Raw genomic sequence first — 22,643 nt, 5'->3', positions numbered from 1 at the left:
GGCTCGCGGCGTCGAACGTGGGGTGATGGCAGGTTAGCGCCCGGTCTTGGGAATACTTAAGCTGAAAACAGGATTTTGAGGTTGGTTTTTTACGCAGGGCGCCAGTGCGCCGGCGGAAATCCCGTAGAGGAGATTTCCGTGGGCGACAGGGGGGATCAGGCGGTTTCTTGAACGCTGAGAATAGTCAGGACGGTTTGTACATTCTGCGCGGCATCACGCCCAAGGCTGGTCAGGTAGCCACCATCGGGTTGATCGATCAGCTCTTTTTCGAACAGGCGTTGGGCAGCGGCAATCGCTTTAGGGGCAGCGGTCTGATGAATTTTCAGGCCTTCCTGGGAACTGTCCAGGTTGAAGAGTGCGAGGATTTCCAGTTCGGCAACCAACTCAGGGGTAAGCGACATAAGGACTCCAGACTTTCTAGGAATTTGGTCGACAGCGTCACTAAGGTGAGCGCACTCGGCCGAGCTGTCCAGTGTCAGTGTCATGCTTTTTTTGTTTAAAGCGATTCTTTTGTGGCCTGTAGGAGCTGCCGAAGGCTGCGATCTTTTGATCTTTCGCTTGGGATTCAAGTGTCAGGGGGAAGATCGCAGCCTCGTTACACTCGACAGCTCCTACAGGGCGCAGCCGAGCGGGAGCAAGCTCCCTCGCCACAAGAGCGGTCCAGTCTTCACAAGAGCGGTTCAGTTTTTTTCCGGCGGCAACTCGGGGAGGGCACGCAAGGCGGCTTCGTACCACTCGGTATTGAACGGACGGTCCTCTTCCAGGATCGCGTCGATTTCCACCGCGAGCACATGGGCCATCAGGTTGAGGATTTCTTCGCGCTCATAACCCACCAGGGTCAATTTATTGAAAACAGCCTTGGCCGCTGGTGGATTGTCACTCTCGATCTGGTTTTCAATCGCCTCGATCAGCGTGTTCTCGACGAACGCTTCTTCGTCGTTGTCGATATCGGTTGGCTCGCTCATGGCAGGCTCCTGTAGGAAAGGCCGCCAGTTTACCTGCATTCAGCGTCGTGATGCGCCTGGCAGGAAACGCCTCGACGGTCTATAACGCAAGGCTGCCAACCCCGCACGGCCTGGAGGCTTTGTAATGCTCAAGCTTTATGGTTTCTCTGTCAGTAATTATTACAACATGGTCAAGCTGGCGCTGCTGGAGAAGGGCCTGCCCTTCGAAGAGGTCCAGTTCTTCGGCGCCCAGACCCCGGAAGCCCTGGCCATCAGCCCACGTGGCAAGGTGCCGGTATTGAAGACCGAGCACGGGTTTATCAACGAGACCAGCGTCATCCTCGAATACCTCGAGCAGACCCAGCCGGGTAAAGCCTTGCTGCCAGCCGACCCGTTCGAGCGCGCCCAGGTGTTGGCCTTGTGCCGGGAAATCGAGTTGTACATCGAGCTGCCCGGACGAGCCTGCTATGGCGAGGCGTTCTTCGGTATGCAGGTGGCCGATGCCATCAAGGAAAAATCCAAGGCCGAATTGCTGCTGGGGTTCGCCTCGCTCGGCCGACACGGCAAGTTCTCGCCCTACGTGGCGGGCGACAGCCTGAGCATTGCCGATCTGTATTTCTACTACAGCCTTTCGCTGGCTCTGCAGGTGGGCAAGAAGGTCTTCGATATGGATCTGCTGGCGGACATGCCGGCGGCCAAGGCGCTGATGGAACGGTTGGGGGAGAACCCGAACGTGCAGCGGATCGCGGCGGACAGGGAGGCAGAAATGCCGGCGTTTTTGGCGAGGATTGCCGCCAAGAAGTGAGCTTTTTGCTGTTTTGAAGTGAGTCATCGCGAGCAAGCTCGCTCCCACATGTGATCTTCATGGCCACACATTATATGTGTTCACCGAAGATCCATTGTGGGAGCGAGCTTGCTCGCGATGCTTTGGGCTTTTAGCGGCTGGCGAGCAGAGCCTGGCCACGCACCACGGCTGCCTTGACCTGCGCCGGCGCGGTACCGCCGATGTGGTCGCGGGCATTGACCGAGCCTTCGAGGGTCAGCACGGCAAACACGTCCTGCTCGATCTGGTCGCTGAACTGGCGCAGTTCATCCAGGCTCATTTCCGCCAGGTCCTTGCCACTGTCTACACCGTATTTCACGGCATGGCCGACAATCTCATGGCAATCGCGGAACGGCAGGCCGCGGCGTACCAGGTAATCGGCCAGGTCGGTGGCAGTGGAGAAGCCGCGCAGGGCCGCTTCGCGCATCACCTCATGCTTGGGCTTGATGGCCGGGATCATGTCGGCGAACGCCCGCAGCGAATCGCGCAAGGTGTCGGCGGCGTCGAACAGCGGTTCCTTGTCTTCCTGGTTGTCCTTGTTGTAGGCCAGCGGCTGGCCTTTCATCAGGGTCAGCAGGCCCATCAGTGCGCCGAACACCCGGCCACTCTTGCCGCGCACCAGTTCCGGCACGTCGGGGTTTTTCTTTTGCGGCATGATCGAGCTGCCGGTGCAGAAGCGGTCGGGCAAATCGATGAATTGGAACTGCGCGCTGGTCCACAGCACCAGCTCTTCGGAGAAACGCGACAGGTGCATCATCGCGATGCTCGCGGCGGCGCAGAATTCGATGGCGAAATCGCGGTCCGAGACATTATCCAGCGAGTTGCCGCCGACGGCGTCGAAGCCCAGCAACTGCGCGGTGTATTCACGATCGATCGGGTACGTGGTGCCGGCCAGCGCGGCGCTGCCCAGGGGCATGCGGTTGGTGCGCTTGCGGCAGTCCACCAGGCGCTCGTAGTCGCGGCTGAGCATTTCGAACCAGGCCAGCATGTGATGCCCAAACGTTACAGGTTGGGCGGTCTGCAGGTGCGTGAAGCCCGGCATGATGCTCTCGGCCTCGCGCTCGGCTTGCTCCAGCAGGCCTTTTTGCAGGCGCGTGATTTCGCCCAGGATCAGGTCGATTTCATCCCGCAGCCACAAGCGGATGTCAGTGGCGACCTGGTCGTTGCGGCTGCGGCCGGTGTGCAGTTTCTTGCCGGTCACGCCGATGCGGTCGGTCAGGCGTGCTTCGATGTTCATGTGCACGTCTTCAAGGTCGACGCGCCAGTCGAACTGGCCGGCCTCGATTTCAGTTTCGATGGTCTTCAGGCCGTCGATGATGCAGTCGCGCTCGGCATCGGTGAGCACGCCGACCTTGGCCAGCATGGTGGCGTGGGCGATCGAACCCATGATGTCGTGGCGATACAGGCGCTGGTCAAAATTGACGGAGGCGGTGAAGCGGGCGACGAAGGCGTCGACGGGTTCACTGAAGCGGCCGCCCCAGGACTGATTGGTCTTGTCAGTGCTCATGAATTCGCTCGTGATCGGCTGTGGAGAAAGTAGCGGTTAAAGGCTGCGGCGGATGATAGCAGGGTTGCCGGGACTGGCGCTGGCACTGGTCGGCAGGTTTTTCCGATATGGCCTTGGGATCCAAGAAGGTTTTCGCACAACGATATTTTTCGATTGAGCAATATCGTCGTGGCAACCGTCTACAGTGGACGGTAGGACTTTTGCTTTTTCCATCCATGGCGCACCGGAAAAATAGAAGAAGGGGGAGCTCATATTGGTCAGATCGACAGTTAACAATCCCTACGGCGACGCCGTGCGACAACGGGCCTCGGGCATCGGTCGGCAAGCGCTGGTAAAGATAGGCAACCGCCTCGCGGCACTTTTTGGCCCTCGAACGAGTCTTAGCGTGGATCGCGGTGACGGATGTCACTTCCCCTGTCTACGCTATCCTTGTGCGAGACTCACGCAGGAATCCAGCGCAATATGAATGTCCTGATCGTTGATGACGAACCACTGGCCCGCGAGCGCCTGAGCCGAATGGTTGGCGAGCTCGAGGGTTACAGTGTCCTGGAGCCGAGCGCCACCAATGGCGACGAGGCATTGGCCCTTATCGACAGCCACAAGCCGGATATCGTGCTGCTCGACATTCGCATGCCTGGCCTGGACGGCCTGCAGGTGGCGGCGAAGTTGTGCGAACGAGAATCGCCGCCCGCCGTGGTGTTCTGTACCACCCGGGACGACTTCCCACCCGAGGTGTTGCAGGCCGGTGCCGTGGGCTATCTGGTCAAGCCCGTGGCGTCCGAGGCTTTGCTCGAAGCCTTGCGCAAGGCCGAGCGGCCCAACCGCGTGCAACTGGCGGCGCTGACCCGTCCGGCCGCCGAAAGCGGCAGTGGCCCACGCAGCCACATCAGTGCGCGCACCCGCAAAGGCATCGAGTTGATCCCCTTGAACCAGGTGGTCTATTTCATTGCCGACCATAAGTACGTGACCTTGCGTCATGAGAGTGGCGAGGTGTTGCTGGACGAACCCCTCAAGGCCCTTGAAGACGAGTTCGGCGAACGCTTCGTGCGCATCCATCGCAACGCCCTCGTGGCCCGCGAGCGCATCGAGCGCTTGCAGCGCACCCCCCTTGGGCATTTCCAACTGTTCCTCAAAGGCCTCAATGGCGACGCGCTGATTGTCAGCCGGCGGCACGTGGCCGGCGTGCGCAAGATGATGCAGCAGCTTTGACCGGGCGGTCCAAGGCGTCCAACGCGTTTCATTTCGAGGATCTGGCGGCCAGGGAGGCCTTGGGGTCGTGATTCAAATCAAAGCGGTTTTGGCTGAGCTGTTATTATCTGCCGTATCTTTTAAGTACGGATTGATCCATGTCCCCTCGCGAGATCCGCATCGCCACCCGTAAAAGTGCCTTGGCCCTCTGGCAGGCCGAATACGTCAAAGCCCGCCTGGAAGCGGCCCATCCCGGGCTGAGCGTGACCCTGGTGCCCATGGTCAGTCGCGGTGACAAGCTGCTGGACTCGCCGCTGTCGAAGATCGGCGGCAAGGGCCTGTTCGTCAAGGAGCTGGAAACCGCGTTGCTGGACAACGAAGCCGACATCGCCGTGCACTCGATGAAAGACGTGCCCATGGACTTCCCCGAAGGCCTGGGCCTGTTTTGCATCTGCGAGCGAGAAGACCCCCGCGATGCGTTCGTCTCCAACACGTTTTCCAGCCTTGAGGCGCTGCCTGCCGGGAGCGTGGTCGGCACGTCCAGCCTGCGTCGCCAGGCACAATTGCTGACGCGGCGCCCGGACCTGAAAATCCGCTTCCTGCGTGGCAACGTCAACACACGCCTGGCCAAGCTCGATGCCGGCGAATACGACGCCATCATCCTCGCCGCCGCCGGCTTGATCCGCCTGGGCTTCGAAGACCGCATCACCTCGGCCATCAGCGTCGATGACAGCCTGCCGGCCGGTGGCCAAGGGGCGGTGGGTATCGAGTGCCGCAGCGCCGACAGCGACATCCATGCCCTGCTGGCGCCGCTGCATCATGCAGACACCGCCACGCGGGTGTTCGCCGAGCGCGCCCTGAACAAACATCTCAATGGCGGTTGCCAGGTGCCGATCGCCTGTTACGCCGTGCTGGAGGGTGAGCAGGTCTGGTTGCGCGGTCTGGTGGGGGATCCCAACGGCGGCCGACTGCTTAGCGCCCAGGCACGGGCGCCGCGCCACGATGCCGAGGCGCTGGGTGTGCGCGTGGCTGAAGACCTGCTGAGCCAGGGTGCCGCCGACATCCTCAAGGCGGTCTACGGCGAGGCCGGCCACGCGTGACGGGTTGGCGGCTGTTGCTCACCCGGCCGGCGGACGAGTCGTCGGCGCTGGCGGCGGTTCTGGCCGAAGCGGGGGTCTACAGCAGCAGCTTGCCGTTGCTGGAGATCGAGCCGGTCCCGCTGTCCGATGCCGGGCGCGCGATATTCCAGGCGCTGGATCAATACGCTGCCGTGATCGTGGTCAGCAAACCGGCCGCGCGCCTGTGCGTCGAGCTGCTGCGCCAATACTGGCCCCAGCCTCCGGACCAACCCTGGTTCAGCGTGGGCGCGGCCACCGGACAGATCCTCGCCGATGCCGGCCTCACCGTGTTTTATCCCGATCACGGCGATGACAGCGAAGCCTTGCTGGAACACTTGGTCTTGCGCCAGGCTGTATCGCGGCCCGACCCCAAGGTCTTGATCGTGCGGGGCGAAGGCGGCCGCGGCTTGCTGGCAGAGCGTTTGCGCGAGCAAGGTGCTAGTGTCGATTACCTGGAATTGTACCGACGCCACTTGCCCAGTCATGGCGAAGGGGCATTGCCGGCAATAGTCGAAGCGGAACGCTTGAACGCCCTGGTGGTCAGCAGTGGGCAGGGCTTCGAGCATTTGCAGCGGCTGGCCGGCGATGCGTGGTCGGCCCTGGCGCGCTTACCGTTGTTTGTGCCAAGCCCAAGGGTGGCCGAGATGGCGCGTGTCGCCGGGGCCCGAACAGTTGTGGATTGCCGTGGCGCCAATGCCGCGGCTTTGCTGGCGGCGTTACGGGAACACTCCGTGCCGTTTTCTAATGCAAAGGATGGATACGTGAGCGAAACAGCCTTGCCAAAAGAAGATCTGGACCAGCCAGCGATCGATGCGCCGGTTGAAACCCCACCTCCCGTAGCGCCGCGTCGTGGCAACGGGCTGGCCGTTGTTGCACTGTTGCTCGGCGCTGCCGGCGTAGCCGTTGGCGGCTGGGGCGTGTGGCAGGTGCGTCACCTGCAAACCAATAACCAGCAGCAGTCCGCCCAGGTCCAGGCGCTGAACGACCAGTCCCAGGCCCTCAAGCTCAACGAGCAACGCCTGAGCGAGCGCCTGGCGCAATTGCCCCCGGCTGAAGAGCTGGAGGAGCGGCGGCGCCTGGTGGCCCAGTTGCAGAGTGATCAGCAACACTTGAATCAGCGCCTGGAAACCGTGCTCGGTGCCAGTCGCAAGGACTGGCGCCTGGCAGAGGCCGAGCACCTGTTGCGCCTGGCCAGCCTGCGTCTTTCCGCGCTGCAAGACATCAACAGTGCCCAGGCGCTGGTCCAGGGCGCTGACGAAATCCTGCGGGAGCAGAACGACCCTGGTTCGTTCGCCGCCCGCGAGCAATTGGCCAAGACCCTCGCTGCGCTGCGCAGCACCGAACAACCGGATCGCACCGGGCTGTTCCTGCAATTGGGTGCCTTGCGTGACCAGGTGCTGCAACTGACCGAACTGGCACCGGAGTACAAGGATCGCGGCGAATCGCTGCTGGGCCTGACCGCCGATGGCGATGGAGCCAGTCGGTGGGCGCAGTGGTGGGATCAGATCTCGCGCTATATCCGCATCGATTTCAACGCGGACGAGAACGTTCGTCCGCTGCTGGCCGGGCAGAGCCTCGTGCAAGTGCGCCTGGCCCTGAGCCTGGCGCTGGAGCAGGCGCAATGGGCCGCCCTCAACGGCCAGGCGCCGGTCTACACCCAGGCGCTGACCGAGGCGCGGGATGTGTTGAAGAGCAATTTCAATCAGGACAACCCGCAAAGCAAAATCATGCTCGAGCGCGTGGGTGAGCTGTCCAAGCAACCGGTGACGGTGGTCACCCCGGACCTGACCGGCACGCTGAGCAGCGTCCAGGCCTACCTTGAGCGCCGCAACCTCAATGCCGAGGAATCGGTCAAGCCGCTGCCCGCGCCTGGCGCGCAGGAGGCCACGCCATGAAACGTCTCTACGTGATTCTGTTCATGGTCATCGCCGCCGCCGGCTTGCTGGGCGTGGCGATTGCCGAGCATTCGGGTTACGTGCTGGTGGCGTACAAGAACTTCCGTTATGAAGCCGGACTGTGGGTCACCCTGGCGCTGGTGGCGGTGCTCTGGCTGGTGTGGCGAGGCCTGAGATTCCTGATCGGGCTGGTGACCACGTCCAGTGGCGTGGTCAACCCGTGGTCGCGGCGCAACCGCAGCCGTCGGGTGCAAGTGGCGATCGAACACGGCCAGTTGGACCTGGCCGAAGGTCGCTGGGCCAGTGCCCAGCGCCACCTGCACCGTGCCGCCGAAGCGGAGCGCCAACCGCTGCTGTATTACCTGGGGGCCGCCCGCGCGGCTAACGAACAAGGTCTTTACGAACAGAGCGACAGTTTGCTGGAGCGCGCCCTGGAGCGTCAGCCCCAGGCGGAGCTGGCCATTGCCCTGACGCACGCGCAACTGCAGACGGACCGGGGCGACACGGACGGGGCATTGAGCACGCTGCAGGCCATGCATGAGCGTCATCCCCATAACGTCCAGGCCCTGCGCCAATTGCAGCGACTGCATCAGCAGCGCGGCGACTGGTCGGCGGTGATCCGGCTGTTGCCGGAGTTGCGCAAGGATAAAGTCCTGCCGCCGGCTGAACTGGCTGAACTGGAACGGCGTGCCTGGGGCGAAAACCTCACTCTGGCGGCCCACCGTGAAGAGGACGGCAGTGTCGGTTTGCAGTCGCTCAATCGTGCCTGGCAACAGCTGACCTCCGCACAGCGCCAGGAACCGGCGTTGGTGTTGGCCTATGCCGAGCAACTGCGTCAGTTGGGCGCTCAGGTCGAAGCCGAAGAGGTGCTGCGCGGCGCGCTCAAGCGTCATTACGACAGCCACCTGGCGCGTCTATATGGGCTGGTTCGTGGCAACGATCCGATCCGCCAACTGCAAACGGCCGAGGGCTGGCTCAAGGATCACCCGGCCGATCCAAGTCTGTTGCTGACCCTGGGGCGCCTATGCTTGCAGAACAGCTTGTGGGGCAAGGCGCGGGATTACCTGGAAAGCAGTTTGCGGGCCCAGCGCAATCCCGAAGCCTGCGCCGAACTGGCGCGCCTGCTGGCGCAACTGGGGGATGCCGAGCGCAGCAACCAATTGTTCCAAGAGGGGTTGGGGTTGCTGGATGAGCGCCTGCTGGCCGCGCCGCTGCCGGTTCCGGCTTAGGTGTTGTCGACTTGAGAGGGGCGTGACTTATTCTTGAACGTGGCATGAGTCATGTGGCGAGGGAGCTTGCTCCCACTCGGCTGAGAGGCCTGTGGTGAATTGAAGATCGCCATCGCGAGCAAGCTCGCTCCCACATCGATCCCTGGTAACCGCCAACCCCCTGTGGGAGCGAGCTTGCTCGCGATGACGTCACCCCAGGCAACCCAGAACCCGTGACGAGTGAGCAAGCTCCCTCGCCACGGGTTGGTGAACCTTAAATGCGCTGTTGCGAATACGGTTTTGGGGCTTTGGTCATACCATCAGTAAAGTCCTACAGCTCATCGCGCCGTATCCTCCTCGGCCTGTTGGGAATTCCCTACACTCCTGGTGAAGTGTCTGCGCGGGGCTGCCTTGAAAGGCCCGAGGGCTTTCCTCTACCGTAACAGCTTGTCTCTTCTGTTACGGAATCGCCATGTCTTTGGCCAGCTCACGTTTCTTGTTTCTCATGGCTTCCATCGCCGCCGCCCTGGCTTTGGGCATCAGCACGTATCTGGAGTATTCGGTCGGCCTGACGCCTTGCAGCCTGTGTGTCTTGCAGCGGTTGTGCCTGATGCTGTTCCTGGTGAACAGTCTCGTGGCCTGCGTACAGGGTCCAGGTCAAAGAGGCACGCTCTTCTACGGTACGGCAGGGTTGGTTTTTGCGACGGGGGGAATGACCCTGGCCTGGCGTCAGGTCTTGATGCAAAGCCATTCGTTCGAGCCGTTTGCTGATTGTGTTGCCCAGCCCAAGCTGATGGATTCGTGGTGGTGTGCGTTGCAGCGTGTCCTCGATGGCACCGTTGACTGCGCGAATATCACTTGGACGTTGTTCGACCTGAGCATCCCCGAGTGGAGCCTGTTGTTTTTTCTTGCGGTGTCCAGCGTGATGACCTATCTGCTGCTGCGCCTTGCCTGGAGTGCTCTGGTACAACCGCTCAGCGGCGAGACGTCGCAGTTGGTCCGGGCCGTGGATTAAACACTTGTATGAACTTTATCTCCTGCGTACCTTGAAGCCGTTGTCGTGCGGGCATAATCTGGCCCGCACGTGTTATTGGAATTGTGCCGCTCGATCATGTTGTGTCTGGCTTGTCCCTGGTTCATCAGGCGTGCACAGGCTGCGAGGGGCATGACTCACAAGGGAAGAAATCACCATGCTCGAAAGTTGTCAGAATGCTCAGGAACGCTGGGGTGGGGTGCATCTGTTGATCGATCGCTGGCTGCAAGAGCGTCGCGAACTGATTCGGGCCTACGATGATCTTGGCGACAAGCCTGAAGCCCTGGGCGAAAGCCGCAAACCCTTGCAAGAGTTCTGCGGTGTGCTGGTCGACTATGTGTCTGCCGGTCATTTCGAGATCTATGAACAACTGACGGGCGAGGCCAAGGCCTTCAACGACAAGCGCGGCCTGGAACTGGCCGAGACGATTTACCCGCGCATCGATGTCATCACCGAGAAGCTGCTGGCGTTCAACGACCTGTGCGATGAGGGCAAGTGTGTAGCGGAAAAATTCAAGGAGCTGGGCGGCTTGCTGCACGAGCGTTTCGAATTGGAAGACTGCCTGATCGAAGTGCTGCACAACGCTCACAAGGAAGAAGATACCGTCCAGGCCTGAGGGCTCGCGGTCATGAAAAAACGGTGCGCATTGCGCACCGTTTTTTTATTGGGTAAACGTCAGGTCGTCGCGCCCAGCAACTCGATCTCAAACACCAATGGCGTGTACGGCGGGATCACATCCCCGGCCCCTTCAGCGCCATAGGCCAGGGACGACGGAATCACCAGTCGCCATTTCGCGCCGACCGGCATTTGCGGCAACGCACTGCGCCAACCGTCAATCACACTGTCGAGGTTGAACCACTGTGCCTGGCGATTGGCGTCGAATACGGTGCCGTCCGGCAATCGACCGGTGTACAGCACCTGGACCTTGCCGTGAGGGCCGGCCTTCGCGCCATGGCCTGGCTTGATTTCGGTCAGCAGGATGCCGTCTGCCAGTTGCTGGACGCCAGGGCGGTTCTTTTCTTCGACGAGAAATTGTTGCTCGGTTTTCAATGCGGCTTCGGTTTGCGGCGTTGTCGAAGGCGCGTTCAGTTGCGCCTGGTGCTCGGCCAGGATTTGTTCGATGCGTTCATCCTTGAGAGCCAGCGGCTTGCCCAGGTAGGCCTGTTGCAAACCTTCGACCAAGGCTTTGATCTGCAGGTCCGGCACGTCCTGGCGCAGGCGTTCGCCGAGGCTGGCGCCCAGGCTGTAAGCCAAATCGTGGGCATCGTTTGCGCTGGTTTTTTCAGCGGCCTGGACCGTGGCGCAAGCCATGCACAGGAGTAAAAACAGGTGACGCGACATGTGTGCTCTCCGGCCTCGAATCGAGGAATTATGCCAGTGCCGATATCTGTAGAGGTGGATTGCCAAGGCACTGGCGCAGAAGATTTTTCCTCCCTTGCAACGCAACGTCTTGTGTACTGTCAACATGCCCTAGCGGCGGTTGCAGCAGAGGTCTAGTATGAGCCGCACTCACGTCAGTCAGGAGGTAAACCATGTCGGCCACCAAGAAGCCTGTAAACACTCCGTTGCACTTGCTCCAACAACTCTCGGGCAGCCTGCTCGAACATCTGGAAAATGCCTGCTCCCAAGCGCTGGCTGATGCTGAAAAACTGCTCGCCAAACTGGAAAAGCAACGCGGCAAGGCGCAGGAAAAACTGCACAAGTCGCGCACCAAACTGCAAGACGCAGCCACCGCTGGCAAGGCCAAGGCCCAAGCCAAGGCTAAAGACGTCGTGAAAGAACTCGAAGACTTGCTCGATGCCTTGAAGGATCGTCAGTCCGAAACCCGCGCCTACATTCTGCAACTCAAGCGTGATGCCCAGGAAAGCCTGAAACTGGCCCAGGGCGTCGGTCGCGTGCAAGAAGCCGCGGGCAAGGCGCTGTCGCTTCGTGCTGCCAAGCCTGCCGCTGTATCGGCCAAGAAGCCGGCGGCTAAACCCGCCGTGGCAAAAGCACCGGCCAAAGTCGCTGCCAAGCCTGCCGCCAAAGCCGCCAGCAAGCCGGCTGCCAAACCCGTCGCTGCCAGCGCTGCAAAACCTGCGGCAAAAAAACCAGTCGTCAAGGCGGCTGCCAAGCCCGCTGCAAAAACGGCGGCCGCTAAACCTGCCGCTGCCAAGCCCGCTGTAAAAGCGGCTGCTAAACCTGCCGCCAAGCCAGCGGCGAAAGCTGTCGCCAAACCTGCCGCTAAAACCGCCGCCGCCAAACCAGCCGCGACGAAAACCGCCGCCGCTAAACCGGCTGCCAAAGCGCCGGTAAAAGCCACTGCAAAACCGGCTGCCGCCAAGCCTGCTGCCAAACCGGCAGCGAAGCCTGCGGCAACCAAAACGGCTGCGGCCAAGCCCGCTGCAAAAACCGCTGCCAAGCCAGTCGCTGCCAAAGCCGCGGCTAAACCCGCTGCCAAACCGGCCGCGGCCAAGCCTGCAGCTGCGAAGCCAACGGCTGCCAAGCCAGCCGCCGCGAAACCAGCTGCTGCCAAGCCCGCCGCGAAACCGGCCGTGAAAAAACCAGCCGCTGCAAAACCTGCGACTGCGCCAGCCGCCAAGCCCGCAACATCGGCTCCGGCTCCGACCGCGGCACCTGCGCCAACCGCCAGCACGCCGGCCGCGGCGACCAGCCCAGCTGCCGTTGCGCCGACCGCCAGCAGCACCCCAACCAGCGCTTCCTAAGTGCCGGACACCGCGACGCGCAGCTGATGCAGCGCGTCGCGGCTCGCGGGTTCGGCATTCGCCGCCAGCCCTTGCAGCCATTGCGCTGAATCGTTCTGTTGTGCCCTCGGCCAATCCTTGGCCAGCGCTTCCAATCGTTCCAACAATCGCCGTTCGGCGGCCAACTCCAGTTGCTTGACCTGTTCGCGCAGGCCATTGAGTGCCGCGTCCTGGAGGGCTCCGGCTTTCCATTGATTGCGAAGCGTACGCAGTGGCCGCACCACCTCGGCCTCCCACGGCTCGGCCATTTGTCGAAGTCGCTGCAGCCTGTGTTCATTGCAGGCCACGCCGCGCTGCGCCAGCCACAGGCCACAAAGCAGCAGGCAGACGTTGGCGCCGGCGTCTTGTGCCGCCAGGCACGCAGGCTCTACGCCAGGCTTGGCATAGAGGTCGAGGGAAAAACTCCACAGGTCAGGGGACATCGTGCTACTCGCGCCAGTTGCGAGCGAAGCTGGTAGACTCCGCCGCCATTATGATCCGACTTCAGAACCTGACTTTACAGCGTGGCCCGCAACGTCTGCTAGAAGACGCCGAGCTGACCCTGCACGCCGGCCACAAAGCCGGCCTCATCGGTGCCAACGGTGCCGGCAAATCGAGCCTGTTCGCCTTGCTGCGAGGCGAGCTGCACCCGGACTCGGGCGATTGCCTGCTGCCGGCCGATTGGCGCATCGCCCACATGCGCCAGGAGGTCGACACCCTCGAGCGCCTGGCGGTGGACTACGTGCTCGATGGCGACCTGCGCCTGCGCCAGGTGCAACGTGACCTGGCGGCGGCCGAAGCGGCCCACGACGGTGCCGCACAGGCCCGCCTGCATTCGGAACTCGACAGTGCCGATGGCTACACCGCCGATGCCCGCGCGCGTAAATTGCTCGCCGGCCTGGGCTTCACCAATGAACAGATGGACCGCCAGGTCGGGGATTTCTCCGGCGGCTGGCGGATGCGCCTGAACCTGGCGCAGGCGTTGATGTGCCCTTCGGATCTGCTGCTGCTCGATGAACCGACCAACCACTTGGACCTCGACGCCATCATCTGGCTCGAAGACTGGCTCAAGAGCTACCCGGGCACGCTGCTGCTGATTTCCCACGACCGCGATTTCCTCGATGCGGTGGTGGATCACGTGGCCCATGTCGACCAGCGCAAGCTCACCTTGTACCGTGGCGGCTACAGCGCCTTCGAGCGCGCCCGTGCCGAACGCCTGGCCCAGCAACAGCAAGCCTATGAGAAGCAACAGGCGCAACGTGCGCACATGGAAAGCTACATCGCCCGCTTCAAGGCCCAGGCCACCAAGGCCCGCCAGGCCCAGAGCCGGATCAAGGCACTGGAGCGGATGGAAGAGCTGTCGGCGGCCCACGTCGATTCACCGTTCGATTTTGTCTTCCGCGAATCGACCAAGATCTCCAGCCCGTTGATCGACCTGTCTGACGCACGCCTGGGCTACGGCGACAAGACCGTGCTGGAGAAGGTCAAGCTGCAACTGACCCCCGGTGCGCGGATCGGCCTGCTGGGCCCCAACGGTGCCGGTAAGTCGACCCTGATCAAGAACCTTTCCGGCGAACTCGAGCCTCTGGCCGGGCGCCTGACCCGAGGTGAAAACACCGTCGTCGGCTACTTCGCCCAGCACCAGCTCGACTCCCTGGATTCCAAGGCCAGCCCGCTGTTGCACCTGCAACGGTTGGCGCCGACCGAGCGTGAGCAGACCCTGCGCGATTTCCTCGGCGGTTTCGATTTCCGCGGGGCGCGCATCGACGAGCCGGTGTTGAATTTCTCCGGCGGCGAAAAGGCCCGCCTGGCACTGGCATTGATCGCCTGGGGTCGACCGAACCTGTTGTTGCTCGACGAACCGACCAACCACCTGGACCTGGAAATGCGCCTGGCCCTGACCATGGCCTTGCAAGAATTCAGTGGCGCGGTATTGGTGGTGTCCCACGATCGGCATTTGCTCAAGAGCACGACGGATAACTTCTTCCTGGTCGCCGATGGCAAGGTCGAGGAGTTCGACGGTGACCTGGAGGACTACGCCCGTTGGCTGGTGGAGTACCGCCAGCGTAACGCGCCGGTCAGCAGCACACCGGTCAACCCGGACAAGACCGACAAGAAAGCCCAGCGCCAGGCCGCCGCCGCGCTGCGCCAGCAACTGGCGCCGCACAAACGCGAGGCCGACAAGCTCGAAGCCGAGCTGGGCAAGCTGCATGAAAAATTGCAGAAAATCGAAACCAGCCTGGGCGACAGTGGTCTCTACGAGGCCGCGCGCAAGGATGAGTTGCGTGACCTGCTGGCCGAACAGGCCAAGCTGAAGGTCCGGGAAGCGGAGCTCGAGGAGGCTTGGATGCAAGCGCTGGAATGGCTGGAAAACCTGCAAGCGGAGCTGGAGGCGTTGTCCTGATGGAAGCGTTGGCGTTGCCTGTCCCTGTCATGTGGATCGAGCCGATCTGGCTCGGTGTGCAAATCCTGCTGATCCTGGTGGCCGGTTATGTCTCGCAGCGCTTCGTCGCGCGTGCGCTCACGGGCCTGGGTGAGCGTTACCCGCTCCCACCCCAACTGGTGATTATCCTGCGGGGTGTGCTGCGCTGGCTGATCATGGGCACTGCGGTGCTGGTGGTGCTCGAACGCCTGGGTGTCTCGGCCACGGTGCTGTGGACGGCGCTGTCGGGCTTTGTCGCGGTGGCAGCGGTGGCGTTCTTCGCCATCTGGAGCGTGCTGTCCAACCTGTTCTGCGCCGTTTTGATCTACACCGTCGGACCCTTTCGCCTGGGCGATGTGGTCGAGTTGGTGGATAGCACCGACAAGCCCGGTATCAAGGGGCGCGTGGTGGCAATCAATCTGCTGTACACCACGCTGATCGAACCCGAGGAACTCGGCACCGGCAGCGCGATGGTGCAAGTGCCCAACAGCCTGTTCTTCCAGCGCTCGGTGCGGCGCTGGCGCGGCAGCGAAGCGTTCCCGGTGGGCGGTTTCGTCGAATAACGCAAAGGGCCGCTACGCGGCGCAGCGGAAGCAAGCTCCCTCGCCACGGTTCATGCCCGCTTGAGGCTTGCGCAAAAAACGGTGGTCAACCACGTGACGGCGCATTAGCTTAGTCGTTTCGACGAATCCGAGCCGGGGAGTGCAATGGTGCTGGAAACATGGTTGGCGTTTTTCGCTGCGTGCTGGGTGATCAGTCTTTCGCCGGGTGCCGGCGCGATTGCATCGATGTCCAGCGGTCTGCGATATGGCTTTTGGCGCGGTTACTGGAACGCCTTGGGCCTGCAATTGGGCCTGGCGTTGCAAATCCTGGTCGTTGCCGCCGGTGTTGGCGCGATCCTCACGGCGTCGGCCACTGCGTTCTATGCCATCAAGTGGTTCGGCGTGGCCTACCTGGTCTACCTGGGGGTCAAGCAGTGGCGAGCCATTCCCGGCGACATGACCGACGACGCGGCCCCACGGCCCATAGGTAAGCCCCTGGCGCTGGTGTTTCGCGGTTTCCTGGTCAATGTCAGCAACCCCAAGGCGCTGGTGTTCATGCTGGCGGTGTTGCCGCAGTTCATCAATCCCCATGCGCCGTTGATCCAGCAGTACCTGATCCTGGGCGTCACCATGATCGCCGTCGATCTCATCGTCATGGCCGGGTACACCGGGTTGGCGTCTAAAGTCCTGCGTCTGTTGCGTACACCGAAACAACAGCGGCGGATGAACCGTGCCTTCGCGGGTATGTTCATTGGCGCGGCGGGTTTGCTTGCGACGATCAGAAAGGCTGCTGCATAAAGCAAAACCTGTGGCGAGGTAGCTTTTGTGGCTGGCTTTTGTAGAGGGCTTTTGTGGCGAGGGAGCTTGCTCCCGCTCGGTTGCGCAGCGACCGCAAGATCTTGGGGCCGCTTCGCCCGAAGCGTCGGACCGGCCCAGCGGGAGCAAGCTCCCTCGCCACAAAAGCATTCAGCTCATCACAGAAGCCAAAACAGCTAGCTCGCCACAAGAGCCGCTAAACAGCTACCCGACGGTATGCCTCAGCGCAAGATCACCGGCGCCGTGTCCCGGGGCAGGTTGTTGCGCGGCACCGGCTCGCCAGGTTGCTCGTAGCTCGGGCCGCCGAGTTGTTCGCTCAGTTGCCGCGCCACGTCTTCACCCAGGGCCTTGGACACTTCGCGTACCACCCGCGGACGGTTGAGGCTGATGCGTGCGTCCCGGTGGTTCAGCAACTTGGTGTCCTGGCCTTCACCCATGGCCGTGAAGGCCGAGGTGATCTCGTAGGTCTTGGTGTTGATCAGGCTGAAGTCCGCCACCAGGGTCAACGCCAGCACAGCCGAGTAGCTGTCGGTATGGGCCAGCTCGTTGATGTCGCGGGTGAAATCGATGTCCGACACGGTGCCGAACAGCACGTAGTCGGCACCCTTGAAGTTGCCGGCCTTGATGCGCTTGATCACGTCATACACGTCGCCACTGGATGCCGCCGTGTGGGGCGTGCCCTGGGTCAGCTGGAACATGCCGCTGCGCAGGATCTCGCCCTTGATGTCGCCGGTGAACTTGCGCAGTTCGCCCTGCTCGATGTAGCTGCTGGTGGCTTCCATCTCGTCGTAGCTCGAGGAAGCGCTGGCGCTGTAGGGGTTCGCCTGGAAGTTGCTCTGCGCCGAAACGGTGTGGATGTATTCCTCCACCCGTTCCTGGTACGCCAGGTCGGTTACCGCGACTTTTGGGGCCGCCTGGGCACTGAATGCGCAGGCCAGGGCCATGATGCCTATCCATGTGCGCATGGCTTAGCGCTCCGTGGTCTTGCGGATTTCTTTTTCGTCCATCCACTCGGCCAGACCGCTCTCGACGTCGATCAATTGCAGGCTGAATTTGTAGAAGACGTCCTTGTAGTCGCTGCTGCGCTTGACGATCGAGCTGATGGAGCCCTCGAGGCGGTACTTGGCAGCGATCATGTTGCCGGTCTTGGCCACGGTGCTTTTCTTGTACAGGCCGCTCTGGTTCTGCAGCTTGAGCTGGTCGACCTGGCTTTCCATGGCGGTGTTGTCGCTGGCGAAACGGGCCGCGCCGGTCTTCATCAACTGGGTCTTGATGCTGGTGGTGATTTCGCGGGTGTCGATGTATTCGCTGGTCTTGTTCTTCACGTCATAGACCTGGACAACCGGGCGACCCTGCAGGATGCCGGACTGGGCCAGGGAGCGGGTCATGGACTCGGCGATCATTTGCAGGTCGGTGGAGCCGAACTCGTTGGTCACGGTTTCCACGGCCTTGGTATCGCCGTAGCTGATGTTCTTGTTGCCCAGGACCGGCGAGTTGTTGGCACAGCCGCTGACCAGCAGGGCGGCGAGGGCGAGGGAGGAAATGCGTACGAACATGTGGGGGCTCTCGAAAACTGAATGAATATGGGCTTAGGTGCAATGCCGATCGGTAAAGGAACTTGTGCCGACGATCCCTGTGGCGAGGGGGCTTGCTCCCGCTCGGGTGCGCAGCGACCGCAAGATCTTGGGGCCGCTTCGCGGCCCAGCGGGAGCAAGCTCCCTCGCCACAGGTCCGGTGCTGGCTTGACCGACCGGGATCAGGCTCAAGGGGTATTGATTTCCAAACGGAAATCCACGGCCTTGGGTGTCGGTGCGATGGCCGGCAGGAAACTGGTCTGTTCGCCATACATCGTCAGGCTTTTCCAGGTTTCTTCTTCGGCGATCGGAAAGCCTTCCGGCCCCAGCCAGGCAAAGCGGTAATACATCGTCTTGTTGTTGTAGCTGGTATTGCTCAACTGGACATTGACGGTCATGTAGCCGTTTTCCCTGGCCACGCGCATGGCGCCGACCACGATGTTCTTGGTCTTGCCCATCGCCACGACCTTGCTGGCGGCGCTGCCCGGCTCCGGTGGCGGCGGGGTGGCGCAACCGGCCAGCAAGGCCAGGGCGCCGACGGCGATCAGTTTTAAACGCATGTGAACAAGACTCCGTTCTTAAGGTTGCTTGAGGGCAATGGCGGTCGGATTGGCGCTTGGTATCACCTGGGCCGCCAGGCCGCCGGCGAACACTTGGTTACCCACCGCTCGCAGCGTGATGACCTGGTAGCGCTGGTCGACGGTGATTTTGACCATCGAGCCGCCCACCGCGCTTGGCAGGGTGACCTGGTGCTCGCCTTTCTTCAGGCGCAGGCGCACGACCTGGGTGTAGTCGGGCAGGGTGCGCCAGGTCCGGGTGTCGGCGCCTTCGAGTACCGCCGAGGTAAGACCCACGGCCAGGCCGGCCAGGGGGTTGGTTTCGTTGATCTGCTTTTGCGCCACACCACGGGTGATGGCGCGCACGGTGGTGCGCAGGATGATGCCCGGCATGTCATCGCGCAGGGCGCGACGCGACATGGCGGTGGTGCTGTTGAGCTGGGTCAGGTCCAACTGGCGGCCGTCGACACCGATCTGGCCGAAGGTGGCTGTGGAGGTGTCAGGCTTGATCAGCGGGAACGACAACGGTGTGATGACCAGGTTGCCGCTGATCGGCAGCGGAAGGGGAATGCGGATCGAGTCCCGGGACGGCGCCAGGCCACTCTGCACCACGATCAGGATGTCGCTGTCATCGCTTTTGGCGGCAGGTTTGTCCAGGTCACGCAGGGCCTGCTCCAGCAATGGCGTGTTGGGGCGCAGTTCGGCGGCCTTGCGATAACCCGGTGCGGCCAGGTCCTTTTCACCCAGGGCTTCATAGACGAAACCGGCCAGGTAATGGCTGAACGCGCTTTGGTAGCTGTTTTTGAGGCCGACGACTTCCGGGGCATCGAGGCTGGCCACCGGGTAACCCTGGAGGTCCTTGTATTCGGTCTTGACCCCTTGTTTCTCGGCTTCTTCCTCGCGCTTGAGGTATTCCTTGTCCCGCAGGTCGGCGATCACCGCTTCGCGTTCGTGGGTCTTCTTGATCTGGGTCCGGGCGCCGTCGAAGTCGTTCACTGCCAGCAGATTCAGGGCCATCTGCGTGGTCAGCATGACCTTTTCGTAATCGTAGCCTTCGTAGCGGCGGACTTTATCGTTGACCAGGAAGCTGCCGAACTGGGCCAGGTACTTGGCTGTGTCGAGCTTGACCGCGTCTTCCCACTGGCCAACCTGCTGATCGGCGCTGTTCCAGGCGGTCTGGCTGCCGGACAAATCGCCCTTGGCGCGCAGCAGCTCACCTTTCTCGAAGTAATACAGCAGGTCTTTGTCCTGGCTGGAATTGTTCTTCTCCAGCAGGGTCAACGCGCCGTCGACGTTGCCGGACGCCAACTGCTGGTTGGTCTGGGCCAATTCGCTGTCGTAATTGCGAAAGGCCGAGCAGCCGGACAACAAGGTGATCGCGCCGAGGGCGACCGAAAGAACGGCACGGGATGCCATGAACATTTTCTTCCCTGATAGCAGCCGGGGGTGTGCGGGCCGGGCTGGAGCGATCCACGGACGAGCGTCGAAACGCTGTCGGTTCCTCATAAAAAGAGGAGCTTTTATGCCATCGAATGATAAGAAGGCCGCGGGATTATAAACATGGCGCTTGGCTATGTAATGGCTTTTCAATTGCGAAATGCTGTTTTTGTGACATCACCTCCAAAGCATGAAAATCCGATGAAAATCGGCTCCCTAGGCACATGCGCCCTTGAGCCAAAGCCATTGGAAGTGAACAATGTGTTACTTCTTATTACCAACCGAGAGTCATTCATGACTGCGCCGTTCCGTTTGCTGGCCTGGCTTGTATTGCCATTGCTTGCGCTGTGCAGCACTTCGCTGCTGGCCGACACCCTCGAAAGTGCCCCCCAGGCGCTGCATTTATTGGATTACATCGGGGCGGATTACCCGGCTACGGTCGAGGCGGGCAAGGTCATCGACGACGCGGAGTACCGCGAGCAGTTGGAGTTCACCCAGGCGCTGGAAGGGTTGATCGTCGGGTTGCCGGCCAAACCGGAAAAGGCCGAGTTGGTCCAGGGCATCGGCGGCTTGCGCACGGCGATCACCCAGCGCCAGGACGGCGGCGAAGTCGCCCGTCTGGCGCGGCAGCTGGGGGCCAAGCTGGCGGTGGCGTATGAAGTCAGCCAAGCGCCGGTCATCACTCCCGATCCCATTCGCGGTGCGCCGTTGTATGCGCAGAATTGCTCGGTGTGCCACGGTGCCAGCGGTGCCGGCGACGGTCCTGCCGGTGTTGGCCTGGAACCGCCGCCCGCCAACTTGCGGGACGCCCAGCGCCTGGATCGCCTGAGCCTCTATGGGATCTATAACACCCTCGGCATGGGCATCGAAGGCACCGACATGCCGGCTTTCGCCGATCAGCTCGACGACCGTCAACGTTGGGATTTGGCGACCTATATCGCCAGCTTCAGCGCCGACCCGGCCGCGGCCAAAAGTGAACAAGTCTTTAACCTCGCTGACCTGGCGCGCCAGACCCCGGGCGAAGTCCTCGCCGCGCAAGGCCCGGCGGCGGCGGCGACATTCCGTGCCCAGCGCGCCCAGCCGCCACAGGTGCAACGTGGTCCGGCGCAGTTGCTCGACTACACGGCCGCCACCCTGGACAAAAGCATCGCGGCGTATCGCGCCGGTGACCATGACCAGGCCTACGACCTGTCGGTAGCGGCTTACCTGGAAGGTTTCGAGCTGGTGGAAAGCTCGCTGGACAACGTCGACGCCAACGTGCGCAAAGACACCGAAAAGGCCCTGATGGCCTACCGTCAATCGCTGCAGGACGGTCTGCCGGTTGAGCAGGCCGAACAGCGCCTGGACGCGGCCAAGGCCAAGTTGAAAGAGTCCGCCGGCCTGCTGGGCGGCGATGGCTTGAGCTGGTCGCTGAGCTACATCTCCGGGTTGCTGATCCTGCTGCGTGAAGGGTTGGAAGCGATCCTGGTGCTGGCGGCAATCCTGGCATTCCTGCGCAACACCGGCCAGCAGTCGGCGGTGCGCAGCGTCAACGTCGGTTGGGGCCTGGCGCTGCTGGCCGGCCTGGCGACCTGGGGCCTGGCGGCCTATGTGATCGACGTCAGCGGTGCCCAGCGCGAGCTGCTCGAAGGCGCGACGGCGCTGTTCGCCAGTGTGATGGTGCTGTGGCTGGGCGTCTGGATGCACGACCGTCGTCACGCCGCGGCCTGGCAGGATTACATCAAGAGCAGCCTGGTGGGCGGCGGTGGTCGTTTTGGTTTTGCGATCCTGGCGTTCTTCTCGGTCTATCGCGAACTGTTTGAAGTGATCCTGTTCTACGAAACCCTGTGGCTGCAAGCGGGGCCTGCCGGGCACAACGCGGTGCTGGCCGGCGGCGCGACCGCGCTGGTGTTGCTGGTGGGGTTGGCCTGGGTGATCCTGCGCGGCTCGGCGAAACTGCCGCTGGCGCTGTTCTTCAGCATCAACGCCGCGTTGTTGTGCGCGCTGTCGGTGGTGTTCGCCGGTCATGGCGTGAAGGCGTTGCAGGAAGCCGGGATCTTCGGCACCCATCCCGTGGCGTTCTTCGACTTCGACTGGCTGGGCATTCATGCCGATGCTTATTCGCTGGCCGCCCAAGTGGTGGCGATCCTGGCGATCGTGGTGCTGTATGGGCGCAGTTGGGTGGCGGAGAAGCGTCGGGTGCAGGTTTCCTGAAAAAGCATTCGCTGCGCTCATAATCGCGAGCAAGCTCGCTCCCACAGGATGTAGGCTGTCCTCTGTGGGAGCGAGCTTGCTCGCGATGCATTTAGAAGAGGAAGACCCCGATGCGCGTATGGATCGACGCCGACGCCTGTCCCAAGGCGGCGAAGGAACTGGTGGTCAAGTTCGCCTTGAAGCGCCGGTTCGAGGTGGTGCTGGTGGCCGGCCAACCGCAGATCAAGCCGGCCCTGGCCTGTGTGAAATTGATCGTGGTGCCCAGCGGCCCTGACGCGGCGGACGACTACCTGGTGGAGCACGCCGCGCCGGGTGAGCTGGTGATCTGCAGCGACGTGCCCTTGGCCGACCGCTTGGTAAAGAAGGGCGTCGCCGCCCTGGACCCGCGGGGGAAGGAGTTCGATGCGCAAAACATGGGCGAGCGCCTGGCGGTGCGCAACCTGTTCACCGATTTGCGTGAGCAGGGGCATATGGGGGGCGGCCCGGCGGCGTACAGCGAGCGGGATAAGCAAGGGTTTGCCAATGCGCTTGATCGGATCCTGACGCGGTTGGCTCGATTACCTTAAGCCTTGTGCATAACCCTGTGGGAGCGGGGGGTGGGGGGGGGGGGGGGGGGGTGGGCAAAACACAGGCACGGCAAGAGCGGCCAGCGCCGCGAGCACG

The 22,643-nt window shown here is 62.2% G+C and carries 22 protein-coding genes and 1 pseudogene; 14 read left to right on the top strand and 9 right to left on the bottom strand.

The window, feature by feature from the left end; genetic code table 11:
* Nucleotides 1-155: 155 nt before the first annotated feature.
* Nucleotides 156-401 carry a TIGR02647 family protein gene (locus tag ACIPQ1_RS04380; protein ID WP_157711860.1) on the bottom strand — a complete coding sequence of 82 codons (246 nt, stop codon included), beginning with the start codon at nt 399-401 and terminating at the stop codon, nt 156-158.
* A gap of 279 nt (nt 402-680) precedes the next feature.
* On the bottom strand, nt 681-965 hold the full coding sequence (locus ACIPQ1_RS04375; RefSeq protein WP_186706856.1) for a hypothetical protein: 285 nt from the start codon (nt 963-965) through the stop codon (nt 681-683).
* A 124-nt stretch (nt 966-1,089) separates the two neighbouring features.
* Between ACIPQ1_RS04375 and ACIPQ1_RS04370 the strand changes: the two genes are divergently transcribed.
* The gene (locus ACIPQ1_RS04370; RefSeq protein WP_250964767.1) at nt 1,090-1,749 is read left to right on the top strand and encodes a glutathione S-transferase family protein; all 660 of its coding nucleotides are present in this window, start codon (nt 1,090-1,092) and stop codon (nt 1,747-1,749) included.
* A gap of 130 nt (nt 1,750-1,879) precedes the next feature.
* Here the strand turns inward: ACIPQ1_RS04370 and argH are convergent, their stop codons facing one another.
* Nucleotides 1,880-3,274, bottom strand: a complete 1,395-nt coding sequence (gene argH, locus ACIPQ1_RS04365; RefSeq protein WP_411385932.1) for an argininosuccinate lyase — start codon at nt 3,272-3,274, stop codon at nt 1,880-1,882.
* A 462-nt stretch (nt 3,275-3,736) separates the two neighbouring features.
* Between argH and ACIPQ1_RS04360 the strand changes: the two genes are divergently transcribed.
* The 7 genes and pseudogenes from ACIPQ1_RS04360 to rsd all read left to right on the top strand — a co-directional run bounded on the left by ACIPQ1_RS04360 (nt 3,737) and on the right by rsd (nt 10,332).
* Complete coding sequence (locus ACIPQ1_RS04360; RefSeq protein ID WP_060740100.1) at nt 3,737-4,483, top strand: LytR/AlgR family response regulator transcription factor; 747 nt, start codon at nt 3,737-3,739, stop codon at nt 4,481-4,483.
* A gap of 137 nt (nt 4,484-4,620) precedes the next feature.
* Nucleotides 4,621-5,562, top strand: coding sequence for a hydroxymethylbilane synthase (gene hemC / locus ACIPQ1_RS04355; protein WP_446533650.1), 942 nt, complete (start codon nt 4,621-4,623; stop codon nt 5,560-5,562).
* Nucleotides 5,559-6,305, top strand: a pseudogene (locus tag ACIPQ1_RS04350) (uroporphyrinogen-III synthase); the annotation flags it as partial. The gene hemC and the pseudogene ACIPQ1_RS04350, both read left to right, overlap by 4 nt.
* Before the next feature lie 36 nt (nt 6,306-6,341).
* Nucleotides 6,342-7,475 (top strand): uroporphyrinogen-III C-methyltransferase, encoded by a 1,134-nt coding sequence (locus ACIPQ1_RS04345; RefSeq protein ID WP_250964782.1) that lies wholly within the window; start codon nt 6,342-6,344, stop codon nt 7,473-7,475.
* Nucleotides 7,472-8,704: a heme biosynthesis protein HemY gene (locus ACIPQ1_RS04340; protein ID WP_250964765.1), complete on the top strand. Its 1,233-nt coding sequence runs from the start codon at nt 7,472-7,474 to the stop codon at nt 8,702-8,704. Before ACIPQ1_RS04345 ends, ACIPQ1_RS04340 begins: the two co-directional genes overlap by 4 nt.
* Before the next feature lie 451 nt (nt 8,705-9,155).
* Nucleotides 9,156-9,698, top strand: coding sequence for a disulfide bond formation protein B (locus tag ACIPQ1_RS04335; RefSeq protein ID WP_250964764.1), 543 nt, complete (start codon nt 9,156-9,158; stop codon nt 9,696-9,698).
* 175 nt (nt 9,699-9,873) lie between these two features.
* Complete coding sequence (rsd, locus tag ACIPQ1_RS04330; protein WP_250964763.1) at nt 9,874-10,332, top strand: sigma D regulator; 459 nt, start codon at nt 9,874-9,876, stop codon at nt 10,330-10,332.
* Nucleotides 10,333-10,391: 59 nt separating this feature from the next.
* On the opposite strand, the gene ACIPQ1_RS04325 is transcribed toward rsd, so the two are convergent.
* Entirely contained in the window at nt 10,392-11,057 is a 666-nt protein-coding gene (locus ACIPQ1_RS04325; RefSeq protein WP_250964762.1) for an FKBP-type peptidyl-prolyl cis-trans isomerase, read from the bottom strand.
* Between the two features lie 191 nt (nt 11,058-11,248).
* On the opposite strand from ACIPQ1_RS04325, the gene ACIPQ1_RS04320 reads away from it, so the two are divergent.
* Nucleotides 11,249-12,421: an AlgP family protein gene (locus tag ACIPQ1_RS04320; protein WP_250964761.1), complete on the top strand. Its 1,173-nt coding sequence runs from the start codon at nt 11,249-11,251 to the stop codon at nt 12,419-12,421.
* Here the strand turns inward: ACIPQ1_RS04320 and ACIPQ1_RS04315 are convergent.
* Complete coding sequence (locus ACIPQ1_RS04315; RefSeq protein ID WP_411385930.1) at nt 12,418-12,882, bottom strand: TIGR02444 family protein; 465 nt, start codon at nt 12,880-12,882, stop codon at nt 12,418-12,420. The two genes, ACIPQ1_RS04320 and ACIPQ1_RS04315, sit on opposite strands and share 4 nt — an antisense overlap.
* Nucleotides 12,883-12,932: 50 nt before the next feature.
* Between ACIPQ1_RS04315 and ACIPQ1_RS04310 the strand changes: the two genes are divergently transcribed.
* From ACIPQ1_RS04310 to ACIPQ1_RS04300, 3 genes are all read left to right on the top strand, one after another.
* Nucleotides 12,933-14,843, top strand: a complete 1,911-nt coding sequence (locus tag ACIPQ1_RS04310; RefSeq protein WP_411385929.1) for an ATP-binding cassette domain-containing protein — start codon at nt 12,933-12,935, stop codon at nt 14,841-14,843.
* Nucleotides 14,843-15,424, top strand: coding sequence for a mechanosensitive ion channel family protein (locus ACIPQ1_RS04305; RefSeq protein ID WP_186706844.1), 582 nt, complete (start codon nt 14,843-14,845; stop codon nt 15,422-15,424). Before ACIPQ1_RS04310 ends, ACIPQ1_RS04305 begins: the two co-directional genes overlap by 1 nt.
* A gap of 144 nt (nt 15,425-15,568) precedes the next feature.
* On the top strand, nt 15,569-16,201 hold the full coding sequence (locus ACIPQ1_RS04300) for a LysE family transporter (RefSeq protein ID WP_434573634.1): 633 nt from the start codon (nt 15,569-15,571) through the stop codon (nt 16,199-16,201).
* A gap of 239 nt (nt 16,202-16,440) precedes the next feature.
* On the opposite strand, the gene ACIPQ1_RS04295 is transcribed toward ACIPQ1_RS04300, so the two are convergent.
* The 4 genes from ACIPQ1_RS04295 to ACIPQ1_RS04280 form a co-directional block, all read right to left on the bottom strand.
* Nucleotides 16,441-17,184, bottom strand: coding sequence for a penicillin-binding protein activator LpoB (locus ACIPQ1_RS04295; protein WP_250966054.1), 744 nt, complete (start codon nt 17,182-17,184; stop codon nt 16,441-16,443).
* Nucleotides 17,185-17,187: 3 nt separating this feature from the next.
* A complete protein-coding gene (gene lpoB / locus ACIPQ1_RS04290) occupies nt 17,188-17,775 on the bottom strand; it encodes a penicillin-binding protein activator LpoB (RefSeq protein ID WP_053126460.1) in 588 nt (195 codons plus the stop codon).
* A 206-nt stretch (nt 17,776-17,981) separates the two neighbouring features.
* On the bottom strand, nt 17,982-18,353 hold the full coding sequence (locus tag ACIPQ1_RS04285) for a YcfL family protein (RefSeq protein WP_186706841.1): 372 nt from the start codon (nt 18,351-18,353) through the stop codon (nt 17,982-17,984).
* A gap of 18 nt (nt 18,354-18,371) precedes the next feature.
* Nucleotides 18,372-19,766, bottom strand: a complete 1,395-nt coding sequence (locus ACIPQ1_RS04280) for a COG3014 family protein (protein ID WP_446533649.1) — start codon at nt 19,764-19,766, stop codon at nt 18,372-18,374.
* Between the two features lie 315 nt (nt 19,767-20,081).
* On the opposite strand from ACIPQ1_RS04280, the gene ACIPQ1_RS04275 reads away from it, so the two are divergent.
* Both ACIPQ1_RS04275 and ACIPQ1_RS04270 read left to right on the top strand, forming a co-directional pair.
* The gene (locus tag ACIPQ1_RS04275; protein ID WP_446533648.1) at nt 20,082-21,980 is read left to right on the top strand and encodes an FTR1 family protein; all 1,899 of its coding nucleotides are present in this window, start codon (nt 20,082-20,084) and stop codon (nt 21,978-21,980) included.
* Between the two features lie 110 nt (nt 21,981-22,090).
* Nucleotides 22,091-22,546, top strand: coding sequence for a YaiI/YqxD family protein (locus tag ACIPQ1_RS04270; RefSeq protein WP_446533647.1), 456 nt, complete (start codon nt 22,091-22,093; stop codon nt 22,544-22,546).
* Nucleotides 22,547-22,643 lie beyond the last annotated feature (97 nt).

The sequence above is a fragment of the Pseudomonas sp. LARHCG127 genome (genome assembly GCF_052871455.1).
Note: the sequence above shows the minus strand (reverse complement) of the source record. Positions and strands in the feature narration are given on the sequence as shown.

Bases quoted from the DNA above. Each gene is read 5' to 3' on its own strand.
- ACIPQ1_RS04380 (WP_157711860.1), bottom strand. From the start codon at position 401: ATGTCGCTTACCCCTGAGTTGGTTGCCGAACTGGAAATCCTCGCACTC.
- ACIPQ1_RS04375 (WP_186706856.1), bottom strand. From the start codon at position 965: ATGAGCGAGCCAACCGATATCGACAACGACGAAGAAGCGTTCGTCGAG.
- ACIPQ1_RS04370 (WP_250964767.1), top strand. From the start codon at position 1,090: ATGCTCAAGCTTTATGGTTTCTCTGTCAGTAATTATTACAACATGGTC.
- argH (WP_411385932.1), bottom strand. From the start codon at position 3,274: ATGAGCACTGACAAGACCAATCAGTCCTGGGGCGGCCGCTTCAGTGAA.
- ACIPQ1_RS04360 (WP_060740100.1), top strand. From the start codon at position 3,737: ATGAATGTCCTGATCGTTGATGACGAACCACTGGCCCGCGAGCGCCTG.
- hemC (WP_446533650.1), top strand. From the start codon at position 4,621: ATGTCCCCTCGCGAGATCCGCATCGCCACCCGTAAAAGTGCCTTGGCC.
- ACIPQ1_RS04340 (WP_250964765.1), top strand. From the start codon at position 7,472: ATGAAACGTCTCTACGTGATTCTGTTCATGGTCATCGCCGCCGCCGGC.
- ACIPQ1_RS04335 (WP_250964764.1), top strand. From the start codon at position 9,156: ATGTCTTTGGCCAGCTCACGTTTCTTGTTTCTCATGGCTTCCATCGCC.
- rsd (WP_250964763.1), top strand. From the start codon at position 9,874: ATGCTCGAAAGTTGTCAGAATGCTCAGGAACGCTGGGGTGGGGTGCAT.
- ACIPQ1_RS04325 (WP_250964762.1), bottom strand. From the start codon at position 11,057: ATGTCGCGTCACCTGTTTTTACTCCTGTGCATGGCTTGCGCCACGGTC.
- ACIPQ1_RS04320 (WP_250964761.1), top strand. From the start codon at position 11,249: ATGTCGGCCACCAAGAAGCCTGTAAACACTCCGTTGCACTTGCTCCAA.
- ACIPQ1_RS04315 (WP_411385930.1), bottom strand. From the start codon at position 12,882: ATGTCCCCTGACCTGTGGAGTTTTTCCCTCGACCTCTATGCCAAGCCT.
- ACIPQ1_RS04310 (WP_411385929.1), top strand. From the start codon at position 12,933: ATGATCCGACTTCAGAACCTGACTTTACAGCGTGGCCCGCAACGTCTG.
- ACIPQ1_RS04305 (WP_186706844.1), top strand. From the start codon at position 14,843: ATGGAAGCGTTGGCGTTGCCTGTCCCTGTCATGTGGATCGAGCCGATC.
- ACIPQ1_RS04300 (WP_434573634.1), top strand. From the start codon at position 15,569: ATGGTGCTGGAAACATGGTTGGCGTTTTTCGCTGCGTGCTGGGTGATC.
- ACIPQ1_RS04295 (WP_250966054.1), bottom strand. From the start codon at position 17,184: ATGCGCACATGGATAGGCATCATGGCCCTGGCCTGCGCATTCAGTGCC.
- lpoB (WP_053126460.1), bottom strand. From the start codon at position 17,775: ATGTTCGTACGCATTTCCTCCCTCGCCCTCGCCGCCCTGCTGGTCAGC.
- ACIPQ1_RS04285 (WP_186706841.1), bottom strand. From the start codon at position 18,353: ATGCGTTTAAAACTGATCGCCGTCGGCGCCCTGGCCTTGCTGGCCGGT.
- ACIPQ1_RS04280 (WP_446533649.1), bottom strand. From the start codon at position 19,766: ATGGCATCCCGTGCCGTTCTTTCGGTCGCCCTCGGCGCGATCACCTTG.
- ACIPQ1_RS04275 (WP_446533648.1), top strand. From the start codon at position 20,082: ATGACTGCGCCGTTCCGTTTGCTGGCCTGGCTTGTATTGCCATTGCTT.
- ACIPQ1_RS04270 (WP_446533647.1), top strand. From the start codon at position 22,091: ATGCGCGTATGGATCGACGCCGACGCCTGTCCCAAGGCGGCGAAGGAA.